This is a genomic window from Streptomyces sp. NBC_00539 (assembly GCF_036346105.1).
Classification (GTDB): Bacteria; Actinomycetota; Actinomycetes; order Streptomycetales; family Streptomycetaceae; genus Streptomyces.
The window spans coordinates 4,420,822-4,441,047 of sequence record NZ_CP107811.1 but is presented as its reverse complement, the minus strand read 5'-3'; the positions used below and the strand labels follow the sequence as shown (position 1 = coordinate 4,441,047).

The 20,226-nt window shown below is 70.8% G+C and carries 20 protein-coding genes and 1 pseudogene; 8 read left to right on the top strand and 13 right to left on the bottom strand.

The genetic code is table 11. The features are described 5' to 3' along the window. The first annotated feature begins 275 nt into the window (after nt 1-275). On the top strand, nt 276-452 hold the full coding sequence (locus tag OG861_RS19935) for a hypothetical protein (protein ID WP_329195496.1): 177 nt from the start codon (nt 276-278) through the stop codon (nt 450-452). 32 nt (nt 453-484) lie between these two features. Here the strand turns inward: OG861_RS19935 and OG861_RS19930 are convergent, their stop codons facing one another. Beyond that, nucleotides 485-1,573, bottom strand: coding sequence for an ROK family transcriptional regulator (locus OG861_RS19930; RefSeq protein ID WP_329195497.1), 1,089 nt, complete (start codon nt 1,571-1,573; stop codon nt 485-487). A 50-nt stretch (nt 1,574-1,623) separates the two neighbouring features. On the opposite strand from OG861_RS19930, the gene OG861_RS19925 reads away from it, so the two are divergent. Next, complete coding sequence (locus OG861_RS19925) at nt 1,624-2,736, top strand: Gfo/Idh/MocA family oxidoreductase (RefSeq protein WP_329195498.1); 1,113 nt, start codon at nt 1,624-1,626, stop codon at nt 2,734-2,736. A gap of 164 nt (nt 2,737-2,900) precedes the next feature. On the opposite strand, the gene OG861_RS19920 is transcribed toward OG861_RS19925, so the two are convergent. The 4 genes and pseudogenes from OG861_RS19920 to OG861_RS19905 all read right to left on the bottom strand — a co-directional run bounded on the left by OG861_RS19920 (nt 2,901) and on the right by OG861_RS19905 (nt 6,034). Continuing rightward, a complete protein-coding gene (locus tag OG861_RS19920) occupies nt 2,901-3,761 on the bottom strand; it encodes a fumarylacetoacetate hydrolase family protein (protein ID WP_329195500.1) in 861 nt (286 codons plus the stop codon). 147 nt (nt 3,762-3,908) lie between these two features. Further along, nucleotides 3,909-4,662: pseudogene (locus OG861_RS19915) on the bottom strand (hypothetical protein). Between the two features lie 147 nt (nt 4,663-4,809). Next, nucleotides 4,810-5,103, bottom strand: a complete 294-nt coding sequence (locus OG861_RS19910; RefSeq protein WP_329195503.1) for a DUF6412 domain-containing protein — start codon at nt 5,101-5,103, stop codon at nt 4,810-4,812. A 106-nt stretch (nt 5,104-5,209) separates the two neighbouring features. Beyond that, nucleotides 5,210-6,034, bottom strand: coding sequence for a class E sortase (locus OG861_RS19905; RefSeq protein WP_443056516.1), 825 nt, complete (start codon nt 6,032-6,034; stop codon nt 5,210-5,212). 56 nt (nt 6,035-6,090) lie between these two features. Between OG861_RS19905 and OG861_RS19900 the strand changes: the two genes are divergently transcribed. The 3 genes from OG861_RS19900 (at nt 6,091) to OG861_RS19890 (ending at nt 8,893) form a co-directional block, all read left to right on the top strand. After that, a complete protein-coding gene (locus tag OG861_RS19900) occupies nt 6,091-7,098 on the top strand; it encodes a hypothetical protein (RefSeq protein WP_329195506.1) in 1,008 nt (335 codons plus the stop codon). 37 nt (nt 7,099-7,135) lie between these two features. Beyond that, entirely contained in the window at nt 7,136-8,107 is a 972-nt protein-coding gene (locus OG861_RS19895; protein WP_329195507.1) for a NaeI family type II restriction endonuclease, read from the top strand. Nucleotides 8,108-8,431: 324 nt separating this feature from the next. Next, a complete protein-coding gene (locus tag OG861_RS19890; protein ID WP_329195509.1) occupies nt 8,432-8,893 on the top strand; it encodes a very short patch repair endonuclease in 462 nt (153 codons plus the stop codon). Nucleotide 8,894: 1 nt separating this feature from the next. Here the strand turns inward: OG861_RS19890 and OG861_RS19885 are convergent, their stop codons facing one another. The 4 genes from OG861_RS19885 to OG861_RS19870 all read right to left on the bottom strand — a co-directional run bounded on the left by OG861_RS19885 (nt 8,895) and on the right by OG861_RS19870 (nt 14,213). Further along, nucleotides 8,895-10,100 (bottom strand): DNA cytosine methyltransferase, encoded by a 1,206-nt coding sequence (locus OG861_RS19885; protein ID WP_329195511.1) that lies wholly within the window; start codon nt 10,098-10,100, stop codon nt 8,895-8,897. A 119-nt stretch (nt 10,101-10,219) separates the two neighbouring features. Continuing rightward, the gene (locus OG861_RS19880) at nt 10,220-12,043 is read right to left on the bottom strand and encodes a DEAD/DEAH box helicase (protein WP_329195513.1); all 1,824 of its coding nucleotides are present in this window, start codon (nt 12,041-12,043) and stop codon (nt 10,220-10,222) included. Further along, the gene (locus tag OG861_RS19875; protein ID WP_329195515.1) at nt 12,040-13,455 is read right to left on the bottom strand and encodes a transcriptional regulator; all 1,416 of its coding nucleotides are present in this window, start codon (nt 13,453-13,455) and stop codon (nt 12,040-12,042) included. The genes OG861_RS19880 and OG861_RS19875 overlap by 4 nt, the downstream gene beginning before the upstream one ends. An 83-nt stretch (nt 13,456-13,538) precedes the next feature. Further along, nucleotides 13,539-14,213 (bottom strand): hypothetical protein, encoded by a 675-nt coding sequence (locus OG861_RS19870; protein WP_329195517.1) that lies wholly within the window; start codon nt 14,211-14,213, stop codon nt 13,539-13,541. Between the two features lie 236 nt (nt 14,214-14,449). On the opposite strand from OG861_RS19870, the gene OG861_RS19865 reads away from it, so the two are divergent. After that, a complete protein-coding gene (locus tag OG861_RS19865) occupies nt 14,450-15,247 on the top strand; it encodes a helix-turn-helix domain-containing protein (RefSeq protein WP_329195519.1) in 798 nt (265 codons plus the stop codon). On the opposite strand, the gene OG861_RS19860 is transcribed toward OG861_RS19865, so the two are convergent. Continuing rightward, on the bottom strand, nt 15,238-16,236 hold the full coding sequence (locus OG861_RS19860) for a hypothetical protein (protein ID WP_329195521.1): 999 nt from the start codon (nt 16,234-16,236) through the stop codon (nt 15,238-15,240). The genes OG861_RS19865 and OG861_RS19860 overlap by 10 nt on opposite strands. Nucleotides 16,237-16,292: 56 nt before the next feature. Then, nucleotides 16,293-16,829 (bottom strand): GNAT family N-acetyltransferase, encoded by a 537-nt coding sequence (locus tag OG861_RS19855; protein WP_329195522.1) that lies wholly within the window; start codon nt 16,827-16,829, stop codon nt 16,293-16,295. A 175-nt stretch (nt 16,830-17,004) separates the two neighbouring features. Here OG861_RS19855 and OG861_RS19850 point away from each other — a divergent pair, with 175 nt between their 5' ends. After that, on the top strand, nt 17,005-17,181 hold the full coding sequence (locus tag OG861_RS19850; protein WP_329195523.1) for a hypothetical protein: 177 nt from the start codon (nt 17,005-17,007) through the stop codon (nt 17,179-17,181). Nucleotides 17,182-17,312: 131 nt separating this feature from the next. After that, a complete protein-coding gene (locus tag OG861_RS19845; RefSeq protein WP_329195525.1) occupies nt 17,313-17,615 on the top strand; it encodes a hypothetical protein in 303 nt (100 codons plus the stop codon). Between the two features lie 217 nt (nt 17,616-17,832). Here the strand turns inward: OG861_RS19845 and OG861_RS19840 are convergent, their stop codons facing one another. Beyond that, nucleotides 17,833-19,248: a DUF445 domain-containing protein gene (locus OG861_RS19840; protein WP_443056517.1), complete on the bottom strand. Its 1,416-nt coding sequence runs from the start codon at nt 19,246-19,248 to the stop codon at nt 17,833-17,835. A 64-nt stretch (nt 19,249-19,312) separates the two neighbouring features. Next, complete coding sequence (locus tag OG861_RS19835) at nt 19,313-20,164, bottom strand: DUF1707 SHOCT-like domain-containing protein (protein ID WP_329195526.1); 852 nt, start codon at nt 20,162-20,164, stop codon at nt 19,313-19,315. Nucleotides 20,165-20,226: the final 62 nt, after the last annotated feature.

Sequence of the window (20,226 nt, the reverse complement as noted above, 5' to 3'; positions counted from 1 at the left end):
AAACAGTGAGGAAGACGATGATCGGACGAGGCGACAATCACCCCGCCGCCCGCACTCTCCCATGCCCCACCCCCGCCCCCACCCATCCGCGCGCACGGCCCCCGCCATTACGCCTGATCGGACGCGGCCCACCGAGCCCTGCCCCGGCGGCCACACCCAGCGCCACGCCAGCCACCTCCAGCCCCGCCGGCGCTTGAGGCGCGGGGCAATATCAGCCCCGCCGGCGCTTGAGGCGCAGGGCAATATCAGCCCCGCCGGCGTTTGAGGCGCGGGGCGTGGGGCGGAGCCCCACGAAGCCCGGCGCAGCCGGGGCCGCTCCGCGCAACGGCGCCGCACCGAACCGGGCCACGGCGGCCACCTCCAGCCCCGCGGCCATCGAGGCGCAGGGCCGCACCTCCAGCCCGCCGACGATTGAGGCGCAGGGCCGCACCACCAGCCCCGCCGGCGCTTGAGGCGCAGGCCCCGGGGCGGAGCCCCGGAAACCTCAGACCCCCCGCCCGAACACCGGGCCCAGCACCAACTCCGCCGCCCCCTCCGCCACCCCCGCCCCGGCGACGGCAACCGCCACCCCCGCCCCCGCCCGCCTCACCAGCACCGCCCCGACCCCCTCCGCGAACACCCCCGGCTCCGCCTCCACCACCCTCCCGCCCAGCACCACCCGCTCCACGTCCAACAGCGCGACCACGTTCGCCGCCCCCTCCCCCAGTACCCGCGCCGCACCCGCCAGATCCCCCCGCGCGAGCGCCGAAAGGCACAGCGCCTCCACGCACCCCCGCCCCCCGCACCGGCACGGCGGCCCGTCCAGCTCCAGCACCTGGTGCCCGAACTCCCCCGCCAGCGAGCGCGGCCCCCGGAACACCGCGCCGTCCAGCCGCAGTCCCGCCCCCACCCCCGTCCCGACGTGCACGTAGACACAGTTCGCGCCCCGCCCGTCCGCCTCCGCGGTCGCCGCCATCGCCGTCGCCGCGACCCCCGCGTTGGTGTCCTTGTCCACCACCACCGGCACCCCCGCCCCCAGCCGCCCCGCCAGCACCTCCCGCAACGGGAACCCCTCCCACTCCGGGAACCCCGTCACCCGCCCCAGTACCCCGTCCCGCCAGTCCAGCGGACCCGGCGCCGCGACCCCCACCCCGAGCAGCGGCGCCCCCGACCCGCCCGCCTCGCGAACCCGCACGACCGCCCGTAGCACCGCCTCGACCGCCGCCGCCGGTCCCGCCGCGAAGTCCAGCGGCCCGCTCCACCGCGCGACGACGCGCCCCGCCAGGTCCACCCGTACGGCCGTCAGCTCGTCCCGGTCCAGCTGCACCCCCACCGCGGACCGCGCCTCCGGCACCAGCCGCAGCAGGGTCCGCGGCTTGCCGCCCGTCGACGCGCCCCGGCCGGCCTCGGCGACCAGCCCCTCCGCCGTGAGCCGCGCCGTGATCTTGCTGACGGCCTGCGGGGTGAGCCCCGTACGGCCGGCGAGGTCGGCCCGGCCCAGCCCGCCGGGTCCCGCGTCCCGCAACAGCCCGAGCAGCAGCGCCTCGTTGTGCCCCCGCACCACGGGCAGGTTGACCCCATTGCCCCGATTCACCCCGCCGCCTCTCCTTGCACTTACGCAACACTGTTGCCAAAGTATGGCCCATGCCCCTGAACGCCACCTCCCCCCTCCGCGTCGGACTCGTCGGCTACGGACTGGCCGGCTCCGTCTTCCACGCCCCCCTCGTCACCGCCACCGAAGGGCTCGTCCTCGATGCGGTCGTCACCTCCGACCCCGGCCGCCAGGCCCGGGCGCGCGAGGAGTACCCCGGCATCCGGATCGCCGGCTCCGCCGCCGCGCTCTGGGACGGCTCGGACGGAGCCGACCCCGTCGACCTCGTCGTCATCGCCTCCCCCAACAAGACGCACGTCCCGCTGGCCAAGGCCGCCCTCACCGCCGGCGTCCCCGTCGTCGTGGACAAGCCGCTGGCCGCCACCGCCGCCGAGGCGGACGAGCTCGCCGCGCTCGCCGAGCGGACCGGCACCTTCCTGTCCGTCTTCCAGAACCGCCGCTGGGACAACGACTTCCTCACCCTGCGCCGGCTCCTCGCCGACGGCGAACTCGGCGACGTCCAGCGCTTCGAGTCCCGCTTCGAGCGCTGGCGGCCGCAGCTCAAGGGAGGCTGGCGGGAGTCGGGGGCGCCGGAGGAGATCGGCGGACTGCTGTACGACCTCGGCAGCCACGTCGTCGACCAGGCGCTGGTCCTCTTCGGCCCTGCCGTACGGGTCTACGCGGAGACCGATGTGCGCCGCGCGGGGGCGGAGGCCGACGACGACACCTTCATCGCGATCACGCACGCCGGCGGGGTCCGCTCACACCTGTACGTCAGCGCGACCACCGCCCAGCTCGGTCCGCGCTTCCGCGTGCTCGGCTCGCGCGCCGGCTACGTCAAGTACGGCCTCGACCCGCAGGAGGCCGCGCTGCGCGAGGGGCTGCGGCCGGGCGGGGACGGACAGGAGTGGGGCATGGAGCCCGAGCACCTGTGGGGCCGGCTGGGCGCGGGGGAATCCCCGCTGACCGGTGGTGGGACCCCGGTGCCGACGGCCCCGGGCGACTACCCGGCGTACTACGCGGCGGTGGCCGCGGCACTGCGCGAGGGCGGCCCGGCTCCCGTGACGGCACGTGAGGCGGCGCAGTGCCTCGCGGTCCTGGAGGCAGCCCGCCGGTCGTCGCGCGACGGCGTCACGGTGACACTCGCCCCCGGCGACGCGGCCTGAGGCGGCCGGACTCACGGCCGGGCGTCCACCGGACGGCTCGCGGCAGGGCGTCCACCGGACGGCTCAAGACGGGGGGCGGCCGGGAGCGCAGGCGGGCGGGAGGGGCGGGCCGCCCCCCGGGGGTCCGCCCCTCCCGCCGTCCTGCCTTCCCGGCCGCCGGCTCGTTACGCGCCCTTGAACTCCTGGCGCTGACGCCCGAGGAGGTCGATCTCGACCTCCACCACGTCACCGGCGCGCAGGTACGGCTTGGGCTCCGGCTGGCCCATGGCCACGCCCGCCGGGGTGCCCGTGACGATGACGTCACCGGGGTACAGGGTCATGAACTGGCTCAGGTACCGCACGACCTCGCCGACCGGGAACACCTGGTCCGAGGTGTTGCCGTCCTGCTTGAGCTCGCCGTTGACCCAGAGCCGGACGCCGAGCGCCTGCGGGTCGGGGATCTCGTCGGCCGTGACCAGCCAGGGGCCGAGCGGGGTGAACGTCTCGCAGTTCTTGCCCTTGTCCCAGGTGCCGCCGCGCTCTATCTGGAACTCGCGCTCCGATACGTCGTTGACCACCGTGTACCCGCCCACGTGCGCCAGGCCCTCTTCGGCGGAGGCCAGGTAGCGGGCGGTGGCGCCGATGACGACGCCGAGCTCGGCCTCCCAGTCCGTCTTCACGCTGCCGCGCGGGATGAGGACGGTGTCGTCCGGGCCGACGACCGTGTCGGCCGCCTTGAGGAACAGGATCGGCTCGGCCGGCGGCTCGGCGCCGATCTCGGCGGCGTGCCCGAAGTAGTTCAGGCCGATGCCCACGACCTTGCCGATGCGGCCGATCGGGGAGCCCAGGCGCAGCCCTTCGGCGTCGAGCACGGGAAGTTCCCCGGGCGCCGCCGCCGCGTCACGTACCCGGGACAGCACGGAGTCGTCGGCGAGGAGCGCGCCGTCCACATCCGTGATCAGGCCGGACAGGTCCCGCAGGATGCCGTCCTGGTCGAGCAGCGCGGGGCGCTCCGACCCGACGGGTCCGACACGCAGCAGCTTCATGGGCATTCTCCCGTGGTCGAGGGTGGTCGGCCCATGGGCATACCCCGGGCCGGACGATGGGTTGCGGCCATCGGAGGATTGGCCGATCCTCCAAGATGTCCGGCCAATCTGCAAGACCCTGTTCACGGACTGGAACGCCGGCCTCCGTCAGGCTGCCGCCACACCCCGTTGCAGCCAGGCCCGCTCGGCGACCGACCAGGCGGTGGTGGTGAGCAGGTAGAGCCCGGCGGCGAGCGGTACCACGGCAGCGGTGATCAGCGTCCCGAAGGACAGCAGGGGCAGTACGCCGCCCATCTTCCGCATCGCCGCCTCCTGCTCGGCGCTCAGCACGCCCGCGCCCGCGCCCAGACCCGCGCCCGCGCGCCCGGCGCCCCCGCGCCCGGCACCGGCCTTCGCCCCGGCGCCGGAAGCCGCCCGCACAGCGGCGCCGCCACCGGCACGACCGCCGGCCCCAGCCCCGCCGCCGGCCAGTCCGCCCGGAGCCAGCGCGGCCCGGCGCCCCCGTACCGCGCTCCAGGCCGCCACCGCCGCGATGGCCGCGAACAGCCCGAGGAACACCAGCCCGGGCGCCCCGAACACCCCGCCCTGCCCCCAGTGCGTCGGCCCAGCGGTCGCCGAGGGGCGCGGCGAGCAGCCGGTGGCCCAGCAGCTCGTTGGCCGCCCCGCCGACCTTCGCCGAGGAGAACCCGCGGTACATCACGTAGAACACGGGCAGCTGCAACAGCATGGGCAGGCAGCCGGCCGTGGGCGTCCCGGCGCGCACCGCCGCCCGGCTGAGCGGGTGCAGCGCGAGGCGTACGAGCATGGTGAACAGCACGATCGCCACAGCGGTCGCGGATTCGGCCAGTACCGGCTCCAACAGCCGGCCCAGCTCGGCAACAAGATGGGTGAAAACGGACACGCGGGCCCTCCGAAGGGTCTCGTCGAACGTCGAAAGAGATGCATTTCGGCGTGACGACCCGCGAGGGGCGACGACATGATCAGTGAGCGGAAGACGGTGCCACGGCCGGGGCCGACCGGCGGCCCCGCCCTGATGTACTGCGCGCCCCTACGCGGCCGTCGGGACGAGACGGCCGGGAGCCCGGGGACGCGACCGGCCCGAGGCGTCGGGATCGCGCTGCGGCAGGAACGCCGTGCGCTGCTCGCGATCACGGATCGCGGTACGTATTCGGTGCGGCGGTACGAGACGCACCCGGCTCGCGGCCAAGGCGGAAACGCCCACCGCGACGGCGGCCGCGACGGCGACCACCACTGCGGCGAGCCCGTTCTCCCCGAGCAGCAGCCCGAGGAAGCCTCCGAGCAGCAGCAGGGTCAGCAACAGCTCGACCATACGCCCGGCCATGCCGCCCACCCCCTTCCGCTCAGCCCCTCGGCCACCGACACGAACTACTGTACTGACCCAACTCCCCGCCCCACGCCCCAGTTCCCGTGATCACCGTTTTCCGCGCTCACTTTTTCAACGTCCCCCACACGACCAGCCGGTACTTGGAGGTGTACTCGGGCGTGCAGGTGGTCAGGGTGATGTACGCACCGGGCTCGCTGTAGCCGAACTCCGGCTTCACCACGCTGCGCGGCACCGGTGCCACCACGCCCGTGTCCCGCTCGGTGGTCTCGGGCAGGATCCGCCCCACGACGTACGTGTACCTCTGCCCCCGCACGTCGACCGTCACCTCGTCCCCCGCCCTGAGCCGGTTCAGGTACCGGAACGGCTCCCCGTGCGTGTTGCGGTGGCCGGCCAGTGCGAAGTTCCCCTCCGCACCCGGCTGCGCGGTCCCGGGGTAGTGCCCGGCGTACCCCTTGTCCAGGACGGCCTTCTTGTCGATCCCCTGTGCGACGGGCACGACGAGCCCGAGGCGCGGGATGCGCAGCACGGCGTACGACCGGTCCCGCTCGGGTGCCCGGGCCGCAGGCGGCGAAGACGGCGCCGGCCCCGCCCCGACCGCCGCCGCGGGCGCGCCCGACCGCCCGGCCCCGGGTTCCGGCCCGGGTTCCGGCTCCTGATCCGGTTCGGGCTCTGACTCCGGCCGTGGTTCCGCCGCGGGCGGGATCCCTGCCACCGGCTCCTCCCATCCCCGCTCCAGCGCCCGGACCTCCTCCCGGGCGCCCGCCAGGGCCTGCCGATTGGTCCACCACACCTGGTGCACCACCAGCAACAACACCACCACCCCCACCGTGACGGCCGCTTCGGCGGCCGCCCACAGCACCCCCGCGAGACCGGCCCGGCGCCCCCGCCGGCCGCTCCCCTGCACCACCACAGGCATGTGATCCCGCACGGGCGGCACCATAAGACCTCCCCCGTCAACTGACCAGCGGCAGTACGGTGTGAACCATGCGCCCCGACACGCCTGCCGAGCACATCGCCGAAGCCGAGCGCCTCATCCGCACGGCGACCCGCTACCCCGAGGACCAGGAGCCCTTGCTCCTCCAGGCCGCGGCCCACCTCGAACTGGCCGACGAACGGGAACGGGCAAGCGCGCTCTACGACCGGCTCCTGGCCTCCGAGCCCGACGACCCGCACCTGATCAAGGCGCTCCAGGCCTCGAACCTCTGGGAGTACGGCCACGAGGCCGAGGCCCGCGCCCTGATCCAGGGCATCCGCACGGCGGCCCCCGCGGACCCGGCCCCCTGGGAGGTCATCGCGGAAGCCCTGGAGAACCACGACGAGTTGACCGCCTCGGAAGAGTGCTTCACGCAGGCGGCGACCCTCCTCATCCCGGAGAACACCCCCCTCACCCAGGCCACCACCGCCCTCCTCACGGGCCGCCACCGCGTCCGGCGCCTCCTCGGACGCCCCCACGACGACTGGGACATGGTCGCGGACACCCGCCACATCGGCCCGATCCCGCTGGACGAGCTCCACGACCCGAAGCGCATCTGGGCCCTGGGCTCCGACGACCCGGCCGAGCTCCGCGCCGAGATCGCCCGTCTCCGCGCCGAACTGGGCGACCGCCGCGCCGCCCTCTCCCGCCCCTTCCCGGTGGCGATCCTCCACTGGCCCCAGCGTGAACTGGCCGAACTCCTGACCAGCTACCCGACGCTCGCCGCGGAATACCCCTCGCACGCGCAGCACCTGGAACAGATCGAAGCGTCCCTCCGCGCCCTGGCGGCCTCCGGCACCACCAACCTCGGCATCGTCACCGCGAGCGTCCCCTCGTACGAGGCCTTCGCGGCCTCCGAGAAGACCTCCCCGGCCTCCCCCAGCCTCCTGGCGGAATACGCCACCACCCTCGCCGCCCGCGGCAAAGCCACCCCCTGGCCCCCCACCCCCACCTCCCCCTGCTGGTGCACCTTGGGCAAGCCCTACCCGGAGTGCCACGGCGAAGCCCAGCGCTTCTGACCCCGCAACCACGACGTCACCTCGGGCAGGTCTGCTCTTGCTGCAACCGGAAGTCTCGGCCGCCGCCAACATCCATGCTCAGGCGTCTCTTCACAGCGACCCTGAGTTGTGGGCCGTACATGCGCAGCTGCTCCGCCTGGACCCCACGGGCCTGCGTTTCGCCCAGGTCTTGCGTGACACCATCGACCAACTACTGAACGGTGAGGTCACCGGACGGTACGAGTGGGAGAAGCTGTACAAGACGGAGAAGACGCATGCGGGAACGCTCGTAGAGATCAATCTGCAGCGGGAGTTCAGTTTTGACGACGGCGTCGCGATGGATTACCGGATCGCTGGTGCGGACGTCGACTGCAAGTACTCGCAGCGGCTCGGCAACTGGATGATCCCGCCAGAAGCAGTTGGCCACCTGTGCCTGCTGGTCTGGGCCGACGACCTCGCTAGCCGCTGGAGCGCAGGGCTGCTGCGTATCGAGGAGGCATGGCTGACCGGTCGGAAGAACCGCGACTTGAAACTCATGGTGAAGGCAGAGCACAGGAACAAGATTCTCTGGCTCTGGCATCACGCAGAGCTCCCAGAGAACGTTCTCCTGCACCTACCGGAGGACACACGTAACGCCATCCTCTCTCTGGCGTCCGGGCAGAAGCGCGTGAATGAACTGTTCCGGCGGGTACAGCGGAGAAGAATAGGCCGAGGTGTCATCCGGACCGTGGCGCAGCAGAGCGACTACATGGCGCGGGTCCGCGAGGCCAAAGGGCGGGCACGCACCGTGCTGCGGGAGGAGGGATTGCTGATCCCCGGCCACTTCAGCAGCCATCAGGCGATCGCAAGGGAGCTGGGTGTGGCTGTGCCGAGACAGGGTGAACTGGTCAGCTTCCGGGTCGCTTCGGCGCGGCCGCATCACGCCGGCCGCCCCCGCGTCGAGCTGGACGGCCGTTCCTGGGTGCTCGCCGACGACGGTGACCCCGTGGAGGCAGCTCCGTTTCTGCCCAAGCACACGGACAGCGAATGAGGCTCCCCCATCGGTGGTGCAGACGTACCGGACTGCCGAGCCGAAGCCCTTGATCCGCAGTATGGCCGAGGATCTCGGCGTGCTCCACGAGGCTCTGCGGACCTGCATCCGGCAGGCCGACGCCGACGGGCCTGTCCGCGCTGGAGTACACCCTCGCCGAGACCTCGTGGATGCTGATGAAGATCGAGTGCGTCAGCGGCTCTCCCGCACGGCGGGGGCACCTCAGACGCATGGCAGCGATGCGAGCGTCGTAGATTGGATGATGTGCCCTGAGCGCCCGCAGGGCTCGGGCTGACGTGAGACACCTGGGAGCGGAACAGCACCATGACTGAAGACTGGGACCGCCCTGCGGGTTCTTGGGCTTCCTCAGCCGCCCGGCGGCGCAACATGCAAGCGATCCGGAGCCGTGACACCAAGCCTGAACAGCTAGTGCGCAGGCTCGTGCACGCGCAGGGCCTGCGGTACCGGGTGGCAGCTAAGCCGCTGCCTGGTCTTCGCCGGACGGCTGACATGGTGTTCCGTCCGGCGAAGGTGGCTGTCTTCATCGATGGCTGCTACTGGCACGGCTGCCCCGAGCACTATGTGCCGCCGAAAACCAACTCCGGCTACTGGTCGGAAAAGGTCGCGCGGAACGTAGCGCGTGACCGGGATACCGACGCGAAACTCGTGGAGACGGGCTGGCTGGTCCTGCGATTCTGGGAACACCAAGACTCAGCTGTCTGCGCGGCCCGGATCGCTGATGCGGTCCGGAGCCGTCTGGGAAGCAGCGGACCCGAGGCCGGCTGAGCTACGGGCGGCTCGCCTGGTCTCGCTTGTGGGCGGCACGGAGTACGTCAGCGATCGCTTCGCCCACGGCCTTCGCGACCGGCGGCGGGAAGGCGTTGCCGACCTGCCGGTACTGAGCGGTCTTCCCGCCGTCGAACTCCCACTCTTCTGGGAAGCCCTGGATGATCGCTGCCTGGGAAACTGTGAGCATGGGGCCGTCAGGGCGCAGGAGGTCACGCTCAAAGGTTTCCTTGGCGAGGCTCATCACCGCTTCGTTGGCCACGCCCAGGCCGGAGACGCCAAGGCTTGCCCATGCCGCCTTGGCCCTGCTCGGCCCGAGATCAGCTCCGCCGTGCTTCTTCGAACCACCAACCAGCGTCGGGGCGACTCCTCCACCCTTTTTCAGGTCCTGGGCTTCCCCCGCGAGCTTGCGCCACCGCTCAAGACGCTCCTGAGCGCGAACTTGGATGTCGCCGCCCATTTTCAGCAGAGGCGCGAATCGATTCTCCATGCTCTCCTCAAGAGCCCGGAAAACACTTACCGGTACATCAGCAGTCTTAGCGGCAGGCCACTCGAACTCCAGGTCACCCAGCACGCCCGCATCGATGGCGACGAGAATGGCGCGCGGCCGGAGCTGCGGAACCCCGAAATTGCTCGCTTCCAGAATCTTCCAGCCGCAGACCTTGTATCCGGCACCTTCGAAATCCCGCGTGATGCCGTCGACTGGATCCTTCGCCCGGCCACCCTCCAGGCGGGCCACCACATAGTCGCGGTAATCTTGGAACTTTTCGTCCTTGATGCCCCTGACGTTTTCGATCATCACCACCTTCGGATGGATCCGGTCGACCAGATCAAGCATCGTCGGGAAAAGGTCACGCTCGTCGTCCTTTCCCAGCTGCTTTCCGGCATGGGAGAACGGAGGGCACGGGACACCGCCAGCAAGCAGGTCTACATCGCCTGGCTCGATCGGATGACCGAAGTGGTCCAAGGCCTTCTTGAGGTTCTCGGGCTCGAAGTCCTTGACGTCCCCAGTGATGATCTCGCAGTACTTCCGCTCGAAACTCCACCCGGGCCGGCGCTCGATGTTGTGGGTCAAGGTCTTCGCGGCGTTCCGGTCGATCTCCACGAGCGCCAGGTGGCTGAACCCGGCCTGGTGGAGGCCGATGGCTTGACCCCCGGCTCCCGCGCAAATCTCAATCGAGGTCAGCGTGTGCTCGCTGGCATCCATCGAGTCCTCCTGGTGTGGCTGATGCAGACAGGCAAGTGTCGCATCCGCCACCGACATCCGGGCACCGAACCGCCTCGCACCAAGCCCACTCGCCCCGTGCCGCTCAGGTGACGGTTACCTCACCAGGAGGCACCTACGTGTTCAAGGAGCGCGCGGACGTCAGCCATATCCATCCCACCGGCGACCGACGGCTCCTCCTGCAGATCACCGAGTTCCCGGACCGAGGGGTCATCAAGGATCGCGCCCATGAACTCCAGTTTGGCTTCAAGCCGCATCGCGACCACCTCGTCGATCGTCCCTTCGGCCGCCAGCACCGTGACCCGCGTCTCAGTACCGGGTGCGAGGCCCAGGCGGTGGATTCGGTCGAGGCTCTGCAAGAAGCGTCCGGCCATGAAATCACGGTCCACGTAGACGGCGTCGTGGCACTCGTGGTGGAGGCTGATCCCTTCACCCAGCGTGGACGGGTTGGAGATGAGCACGTGACAGTCCGGATCCTCCCTGAAACGCCGGATCTGCTCTTCGCGGTCGGCCGTCCCGCCATAGACCACCGCCGGCCCGTAGGCCGACAGAAGGCTTTCGAGAGTGGTGATGCTCCGGACGAAAGTCGACCAGATAAGCGTCTTGCGCCCCAAGGCGGCGTTTTCGGCAACGATGTTAATCGTCTCCGTGTACTTGGGAGACAGCTCGTGCTGCGGAAGGTTACGCATGAGAGCGAACAGCGGCTCACCCTCCGGGACCTCCAGCGGCGGCACGCGGTAGCTCAGGGGCTCGTACTTGCTGCCCCCCTCAATGAGGAGGGCCGGGCTGGTGGCGGCCATCAGCAGACGCAGCATCGCTTTCCCCAGTGCATCGAAATCCGCTCGTGAGAGTTCGGCACGGGCTGTGAAGCGGCCGACCAGGGCGTCGTAGACCTCACGGTGGAGATCCGGCAACTTGACGTAGCGGATACGGGGCTGGAAGGGCGGCAAGCCCAGCTCCTGCTTCGTTGTGCGCGTGAAGAGCGGCTTCAGAACGGAGCTTGCATGCGCGAGGTCCCCTCCGGCGACAGCCTGGGTGACCACCCTGCGCCCGTGGCCCGGCCAGACGAACGAGAGCAGGTTTTCAAGATCACGTGCCCCGTTCGGAGCGGGGGTACCGGTCAGGATGAGCCGACGGCGGCTGATCGGCCCCAACGCCATGCAGGCACTGCCGTAAGTTCCCTGCGTGCCGAGTTTCATCCTGTGGGCCTCATCGAGAATCACCATGGAGGGCACGGCGCGCAGCCACTCCGCCAGCTCGTTCAGAGACCGGTCCAGCCGCTCGTAATTCACGAGAATGACTTCTGCGCCGATACCCGGATACCTGGCCATAACCTGGGTGACGGGGGGCTCATTGAAGCACTGGCGGGCCTCGGATAGCCAGGACTCATAAGCGGATTTCGGGCACACCACGAGCAAGCGCCGCGCCTCGCCCGCCTCTTTCATCGCCGCGTAGACAGCGAGGCCCACACGGGTCTTACCCGCACCCGGGACGCTGAAGTTCGCGCCATGGCGCAACGAAAGCAGCCTGGCAATGTCCCTTCGCTGGAAATCCGTGAGGTTCGCGCACCACCCACCGCCGAGCGTCGCATCGAGACCATCCAGTTCAACCGGTGAGGCGGCCGGACCACATCGCAGGTGCTCCTCGGCGCGGTCCGCGTCGTCCAGGACTCCATTGACGAGTTCCGCTAGCTCTTCCTCCCATTCGACCGAGTCAGGATGCGGCCAGTCAGCGAGAGAATCGATCCCTGCGAGGAATTCATCGAGAGACAGCTCCATCGCCAGCGGCCCCCGCTGGCCACCACCCGGGAAACGAGCCGCCAGATGCGTCAGTTCCGCACGGAACGCCTCTCCGGCGCGGAGAACCGCCTTGGTGCGGGACACGTCGAAACCCACACGCAGAGACGGTTCCCCGAGCGCCGTCACACTCCCTCCAGCTTTACCGCTTCAAGAAGCCAAGCGATGCCGTCACCCGGGACAGTGATGCTGCGTGCGGCCTCCCGCGCCAGCTTGGTCAGGCTTCCCTTGAGCGCGACCACCGCCTCTTCCAGCGCGTCGTCATCCAGGCTCCGCGACGCACGGGCCAACGCCATGTCCGTCACGCACTGATTGATGTCCTCACAGGCATCGTTGAGGCGGTCGGGCGCAGCCTGCTTCCGCTTCTGCACGCGCGCATCTTTGCCGGCCGGCACAAGAGCCTCGTTCACAGCTTCTCTGGCTTTCTGCCACGTGGCAGCCGCCTCCTGGGCTTCCGGGACGCTCACCACATCGACGGACCGCTGAACCGCCTTGGCCCGCAGAAGCACGTCGGTGAACGCCTTCGCCGCAGCCACTTGAGCCGAGTCCCCCCGGACCCCGCGGTTGATGCCCGGAATCGTCCGCGCCGGCGCGGCAACGAGGGCGGCATTGAGTTCGCCCGGCAGCCGGTTCTCGAGGTAGCGGGTCCGGAAGTCCGCCTCCGCGAGACGTACGTCGGTCTTCGAGAATTCGAGGACGATCAGGGCGAGCTTGTTCTCCTTGACCAGTTCTGCCCGATCCGGGTTCTGCTTCGATTCCTTGCTGTAGGCGCGGTGCAGCTCGCGGAGCTTCTCCTGGGCATCCTCGAAGTCCATCAAGCGGAGCTGCGCCTTGCTGCCGGCACGGGACCGCTCCGCCAGGTCCCGGAGGCATGCGAGGACCCACAGATCCTGCTCGGCCGTCGAAACCCTGATGCGGAAGTCTCTTGCAATGTCGGCGAGCGGCCGGTGAGCCACCTGCTCCTCGATGGTGAGGAGCCGGTTGATGTAGGAGTACGGGCGCCGCGTGTCGTGCCTCAGCTGGAGTGACAGCTCAACCGCGTTGATGTCGTCCCAGGTGCAGGACTCCGGCAGAACGCCCACACGGACGCTGCTGACCCCGAGTTCGCGCAGAGCGGCCACACGGGTGTTCCCGTTGACGAGCACTCCGTCGCGGGTGATGAGCCCCGGCTCGTTCTGCCGGTACTCCTTGAGGCTGCTCTTGAGGTCCTCGAACTCCGTGTCCCGCTTGGCCGGGTTCGAGGGAGACGCCTGAAGAAGGTCATGCAGATAATCCTGGCTCTCTGGACTCCACGGATCAGCCACGAGCTGCCGGTCCCGGTCAGGATCGAAACTGCGCTGGGCACGGATCCTGTGGGTCGCAGGGTTGTAGAACACTCCGTCCACCGGCATGTCGATGACCTGAACGACATGCGGCTTGGTGCGCCACTCGATGGTCAGCGTCTCCTGCAGGCCTGTGCCGGCTTCGGCTTCCCTGAGCCTCTCGTTCACGAGCGCGCGATTCTGCGGAGCGCGCGGCGGCCGCCCGAAATCCGTACTCACAGTATGTAATCCCTCCATATCGAAACACGGGCAGACACGGCCGGGGACGCGCTTGCCGCCCCGGCCGGCCTCAACGGCTAGATTCAGTCACTGAGCGCCTTACGGACTTTCTCCCTCGACTCGGCCGGCAGGGTCCGGTAGTCGGCCCAGTACCGTTCGACCGTGCCGAACTCCCTCTGGTCCGCGTCGATCCAGTCGCTGAGCATCGCCCGTTCCATGGGGGCCAGCCTGCTGACTCCCACGATCAGTGCCTGCACGTCAGCCTCTTTGCCCCGCCCACCCACTCGGCAGCGGTTGCACTCAGCCACGTTCTCCACCTGGACCGTCCCGTCACTCTGCTTCACGGGCCGACGGGCAATGTCCAGCTGCGCCGACTGGTAAGTGCCGGGATATTCTTCGCCGGGCGCGATGCCGCACGAACGGCAGAAGTGGCCGTCCCGCGCCAGGACTTCGCGTCGCTGCGTATCCGTGAGGGACTGAGCCGGCACACTCCCCTTGCCCGGCTGCCAGACCGGCTCGCCCTGCGCGACGAACCGCTGCTCATGCTGCCCCAGGCTGGAATCCTCCCGGTTCGTGTCGATGCGCCATCCGTGCTTGCGCAAGTCACGAACCCGGCGATCAGCCTGGCTCACACCCGGAAACGCCTCCTTGACGTTTTCCTTGGTGAAGGTGTTCCCTTCCCCGACGACGGAGACGAGCCACAACGCGGCACGCTTCATGGTCCCCAGCTTCGTATCCGTCCATGACGGCAGCGCCATTGAATAACTCCTTCTTCCGGCAGAGGTCGTCCTGAATCCGGCTGGGCGGGATTACTCACCGGACAGCGCTTGCGGACAGCACCAAGCTTTGCCTGACGGCTAGTCACCGTCTACCCCTCTTGAGCATTTCGAGGGCAGGTGAAAGCTCCAGACGCCTTCGCGCTGCCCCTGTGAACAGGCATGCTCAGAAAGCCAGTTGCTGATGCACGATGGGGGTCGCGTTGTCACCTAGACCGATGAAGTGGAAGAGCTTGCCGCCGGGACTCTCCGTTCCGCACCGCGTACTGGTCGCGAAGTTACGCCTGCTACGCGAGTGCAGTGAGCGGACCCAGGCAGCCATCGCCTCGGATGCGAACATCGCGCCGACCACCTTGTCCAATCACCTGAACGGCGGCCGCGTCCCGGAAGAGTCGCTGCTCAAGAGCCTTTTCGAGGTGATCGAACCAGAGGCCCTGGCCGCTGGGCATACGCTGCCGTGCACCTACGAAGAACTGCGCACTCTTCGCGAGCACGCTGCGGCACGGCACTGCCCCTGCTGCCGCCACACCGTCGCCGCTTCGCCGACCGCAAGGAGCAGGCCCGCCAGCAGCGTCACCGTCGCGCCGGCTTCGCCGACCGTCCGGCCGCGGCGGATCGTGCGGCCCCGAGCACGAGTACATGTACGGCCTGACGCGTCGGCAGTGGTACCTGCTGCTCTGCCGGTCCCCCTGCCGGAGGGGGACCGGCAGAGCACGGAACAAGCTGGCCCAGCCTGGACCGAGCTTGAGACCGTTCTCCGCTATTTCGCCACCGGCCGGACTCGCGACGCCGGCGTGATGCTGTGGCGGGTGGGAAGCACGGCTTCCCCGAGTGAGGTCGTGGAAGCCGTCGCATCCTGCCGTACGGCGGGCAAGGACGCAGCGGCGGAAACAGTACTTTCCAGCGCGAGCGAGCGGGCAGACAGGCAGGCGGTTCTGAACATCACCGCCGCACTGCACAAAGCCGGGCAGCACATGGATGTCGCTTATCTGCTGTCGGCAGCCGCTCAGGACTGAAGGGGGAGGAAGAGCTGCTGGTGGCCGCGGGCGGTAGCGGTTGGGGGGTGGGGGCGGGGGGTGGTGAGGGTGAGGAGGGTGCGGAGGGCGGCGATGACTTCGGTGGGGGTGTCGCGGATCATGGAGGGGGTCGCGCTGACCACCAGGACGCCGTGGGACTCCAGGCGCAGGCGGCGGCGGAGGGTGGCGTGCCAGGCGTCGCGGGTGTAGTGGTACTCGGCGGAGTCGATCTCCAGAGCGACGCCCTCGTCGGGCCAGTAGGCGTCCGGGCTGGCCAGGAAGGTGCCGTCCGGGGTGTGGAGGCGGGCGTTCCACAGCGGGGTCGGGAGGTCGGTCGCGGTGAGGGTGTCGCGGGCCCGGGCTTCGGCGACCGAGCGGACGCCGGCCAGGAGTTCCGACGCCGCCGAGCGGATCGCGGGGCGGCCCAGGAGGCGGGAGGAGCGCAGTTCGGCGTGCAGGTCGTGCGGGTGGCACCAGCCGGCCTGGACGACGTGGGCCAGGGTCGAGCGGATGCGCTCGGGGTCGTCGGCGCGGGCGGCGAAGTCGGCGGCCGCGCGGACCGGCCGGGTGCTCGGGACGCCGCTCACGGTGATGGTGCGCGGCCAGCGGGAGGTGGTCAGCGGCCGGACCTCGGGGGTGGCGGTGAGCCGGCGCGGGGCGCGGATCAGGACGTCGGCCGGGGTGTACGGCGCCTCGCGGATGCCGAGCAGGGCGAGCGCGGCGCCGCCGGTGAGGGCGGCCGTGTCGCCCGACAGGGGGTCGGAGGCGGGCTCGGCGGCGTACAGGACGGCGGCGAGGGCGCGTTGACGGTGGTCGGGGGGACCGGTCTGGAGGAGGTAGACCCGGGGCAGTAAGCGCTGCCAGGGCCCGCCCGGGCGGGTGCGGGAGGTGATCGTGCCGTCGGGTACTCCGGCCGTGGTGGTGAGTTGGTGCCGGGTGGCCAGGTTGAGCTGGCGCCGGGCCAGCCGCTGGGGCGTAGTGGTGATCATGGCGCGGGTATGCCCGCCCCCGGAACGGGATACCCCCGGTCAGCGGATACCCCCGGTCAGCGGCTCGGGTGGTCCGGGGCCAGGAAGACGATCACGCCGGTCTCGGTGCCGGGGAGGGCGGCGACCTCGTGCCAGCCCAGGCGGCGGTACGTCGCCACCGTGTCCCGGGCCAGTCGGGAGGTCAGCAGCCAGGCGCGGCGGTCGGGGGCGTCGGCGGTGATCTCGGTGAGGAGGGCGCGTCCGGTGCCGCGGCCGCGCGCGTAGGGGCGTACGGCGAGTTCGTCTATCTCCAGCGCGCCGACGAGCAGTTCCTTGACCCGGCCGGGTCCGAGCTGCGCCGCGACCTGGCCGTAGGCGCGGTTCTTGGGGAAGGCGGCCGGGGTGAGCCACGCGGTGGCGAACCCGTCGATGCCGGCCGGGGACTGGGCGAGGGCGGTACGGAAACCACGGCGCCGGGCGTCGGCGGGGAGGCGGTCCGCGAACTGGCGAATGGTTTCTTCGTCTTCGTTCCACGGCGGGGCGGAGAAGACGTCGGCGTAGGCGTCGACCAGTTCGTCCACGAGGTCGAGGACGGCCTGTCCGTAGCAGATCACGATGTCCGGGCTCCTGGGGCGCGTTGACGGGGATTTTCCCGTTTGTCTTTGGAGAGTGAATTTATGCGGTCCGGGTTCCATGGGCGGCGTATCAGGCGGATGCGGCGAGTGTGCGACAAATCCGACCCCGGCGGGGTGGGGCGTGTCGTGGGGGCGGCAGGCGCGTTGAGGGGTCGTGGACAGAGTGCTCCGGGCCGTTGGGCGGGCCGCCCTCGCCTTCCTGCTCGTACTCGGGGTGGTGGCGCTGCTGCCGGCCGCCGTACGGGAGGCGGTGCCGGAGGGGGTGTTCGGCGGGGCGGTACTGGTGCTGGGCGGGGTGGGGGCGCGGCGGGCCGTCAGGCGGGGCCGTTAGCCTCGTGGGCGTACGGAGACGGCCCGTACGGGGACGGCCGTACGGAGACGGTTCGTGTGGCGACGGTTCGTGCGGCGACGGTTCGTGCGGGTGCGGCCCGTACGTACGGCCAGGACGCGTAGGGAGTGGACATGGAGCGGGTACCGACCTCGATGGTGGCGGCGGCCGGACTGGTGGGCGGGTACGCGGTGGCCCGCTGGACCAAGAAGCGGCCGCTGGGCGGTGTGGTGCTGGGGGCCGCCGGGATCGCGGCGGGGCGGGAGTGGCACCGGCGCGGTGGCGTGCCGGCGGCTGCCGGGCTCGGAGCGCTGTACCTGGCCGGGTTCGCGGGGGCGCATCCGCTGGCGCGGAAGGTGGGGGCGTGGCCGGCCGTCTTCGGGGCGGCGGGGGTTGTGGCGGGGGCCGCGTGGGTCGTGGCCGACCGGCGGGGGTAGGGGGCCGGGGGTTGGGTGCGGGGGGTTGGGTGCGGGGCGGGCTGCGGCGCCGTTGCGCGGAGCGGCCCCGGCTGCGCCGGGCTTTCCGGGGCTCCGCCCCAGACCCCGCGCCTCAAACGCCGGCGAGGCTGGATGTGCGGCCCGGACGCCGGCGGGGCTGGAGGTGCGGCCCAGACGCCGGCCGGGCTGGAGGTGCGGCCCTTGGCGCGCACCGGCCCTACGCCCCCAGTGCTCGGGACACCGTGTAGATCAGGAGGCCCGCCAGGGCGCCCACCACCGTGCCGTTGATGCGGATGAACTGGAGGTCGCGGCCGATGTGGGCCTCGATCTTGCGGGAGGTGTGCTCGGCGTCCCAGGCCGCCACCGTGTCGGTGATCAGCGAGGTGATCTCCGTGCGGTAGGTGGTGACCACGTACACCAGCGCGTCCTCGATCCAGCCCTCCACCTTGGCCTGGAGCCGCCCGTCGGTCGCGAGCCGGGCGCCCAGGGACATCAGGGACGACCGCACCCGCAGCCGCAGTTCGCTCTGCTCGTCCTCGGCCGCCGCGATCATCATCGACCGGATCGCGGCCCACGCCGAGGCGATCACGTCCTGCACCTCGCCCCGCGCGAGGATCTCCGACTTGAGCCGCTCCACCCGCTCCCGGGTCCGGGTGTCGGACTGGAGGTCGCCGGCGAAGTCCGTCAGGAAGCGGTCCACCGCGCTCCGGGCCGGATGCTCCGGCATGTCCCGCATCTCCGTCACGAAGCGCAGCAGTTCCTTGTACACCCGCTCGCCCACCTTGCGGTCCACGAAGCGCGGGGTCCAGCCGGGCGCCCCGCCCTGGACCGCGTCCATGACCGAGTCCCCGTGCGTGACGAGCCAGTCGTGGGCCTTGGCGCAGACCAGGTCGACGGCGCGGCGGTGACCGCCGTCGGCGACGACCTTCTCCAGGGTCTTGCCGAGCCCCGGAGCGATCTCGGCGCCCTCGGCCCGTCTGGTGATCGCCTCGCCCACCACGGCCTGGACGTCGGAGTCCCGCAGCACGGCCAGGGCGCCGCGCAGGGCCGTCGCCAGTTCCGCCGTGACCCGCTCGGCGTGCGCGGGATCCGCCAGCCACGAGCCGAGCCGGCCGCCGATGCCGAGGGCGTGCAGCCGGGCCCGGACGACCTCCGCGGAGAGGAAGTTCTCGCCCACGAACTCGCCCAGCGACACACCCAGCTGGTCCTTCTTCGTCGGGATGATCGCGGTGTGCGGGATCGGCAGCCCCAGGGGCCGCCGGAACAGGGCCGTCACCGCGAACCAGTCCGCGAGCGCGCCGACCATGCCCGCCTCGGCGGCGGCCGCGACGTACCCGGCCCAGTCGCCCGCGCCGGTGTGCTGCGCCCACTTGGCCAGTACGTAGACCAGCGCCACCAGGGCCAGCAGCCCCGTCGCGGTGGTCTTCATCCGGCGGACACCGCGCCGCCGCTCCTCGTCCGCCGCGCTGAACCCGAATGCTCCGCGTCCGACGGCAGCCCCGGTCCCGGTCCCAGCCTCAGTCCGGGTCCCGGTCGGGGCCCCGGGCTGCGCTCCCGTGCGCGGGTCCACGTCGCGATGGTCCACGTCTTCCACGTGCTCCTGCCTTCCCCCCATGGCCGGTTTCGTCCGCATAGCATCCGACTCCCGGGCGGCCTCAGGAGTTCCCGGCGCGCCAGCACGCCGCCACGAGAGCCCCTTACAGCTCCTTCCGAGGCGACCGGCCGTCCACCGACCCGTCCCTCTTGCCGCCCTTGGACCCCTTGACGCCCTTCGGCTCCTTCACCCGTACCTCCACCCCGCCCATCAGGGCGAGGCCGGTCACCACCACCCGCGGTGCGCCCGGCTCCGGCACGCCGGGGCCCTCGCGGTGGTCGAACGCCCCCATGAAGCCGATGCCCCGTACATCGACCTCCACGCCCGGCGGGACGGTGATCTCGATGCCGCCCATCACGGCGATGCAGTTGATCACGACCTCCGGCTCGGCGAAGTTCGCCTCGCGCAGGTCGAGCTCCCCTCCCCCCATCAGCGCGAACGCGTCGAACCGCGCGGGCACCGTCCAGCGGCCCTTGCGCTGGAACCCCGACATGACGGCGATCCCCGTCGACCAGGTGCCCTGGCCCCCGATGCGGTCCGCCCACGCCGACCCGGACGCCGGCCGCGCCACCGCGGCCCCCTGCGGCGCCGACGCCAGGGGCGCCTCGGCACCCGGCTCGGGCAGGTCGCGGGTCAGCGGCGCCAGCTCCGCGTACGTCCGCGACGTGTAGGCCGCGTCGAGGCGCTCCTCGAACTCCTCCATGTCGAGCCGGCCCTCGGCGACCGCGTCCCGCAGCCGCTCCACCACCCGCTCCCGGTCGGCATCCGAGGCCCTCAGCTGCGGCAACGCATCCCCGGCGAGCGGCGGCCCCACCAAGGACGGCCGTTTCTCGAAGGACGGCTTCTCCGGGGACGCCTTTTCCAAGGACGCCTTTTCCCCGGACGCCTTCTCCGAGGACGGCTCCTGCGGCAACGACCCCTCCGTCAACGGCTTCTCCGGCCGCTCCTCATTCATGGGACCAGACTATGTACTGACCCCGGGCAGTTGTACGTTCCGGCCCCGTACCGGACCCCGGG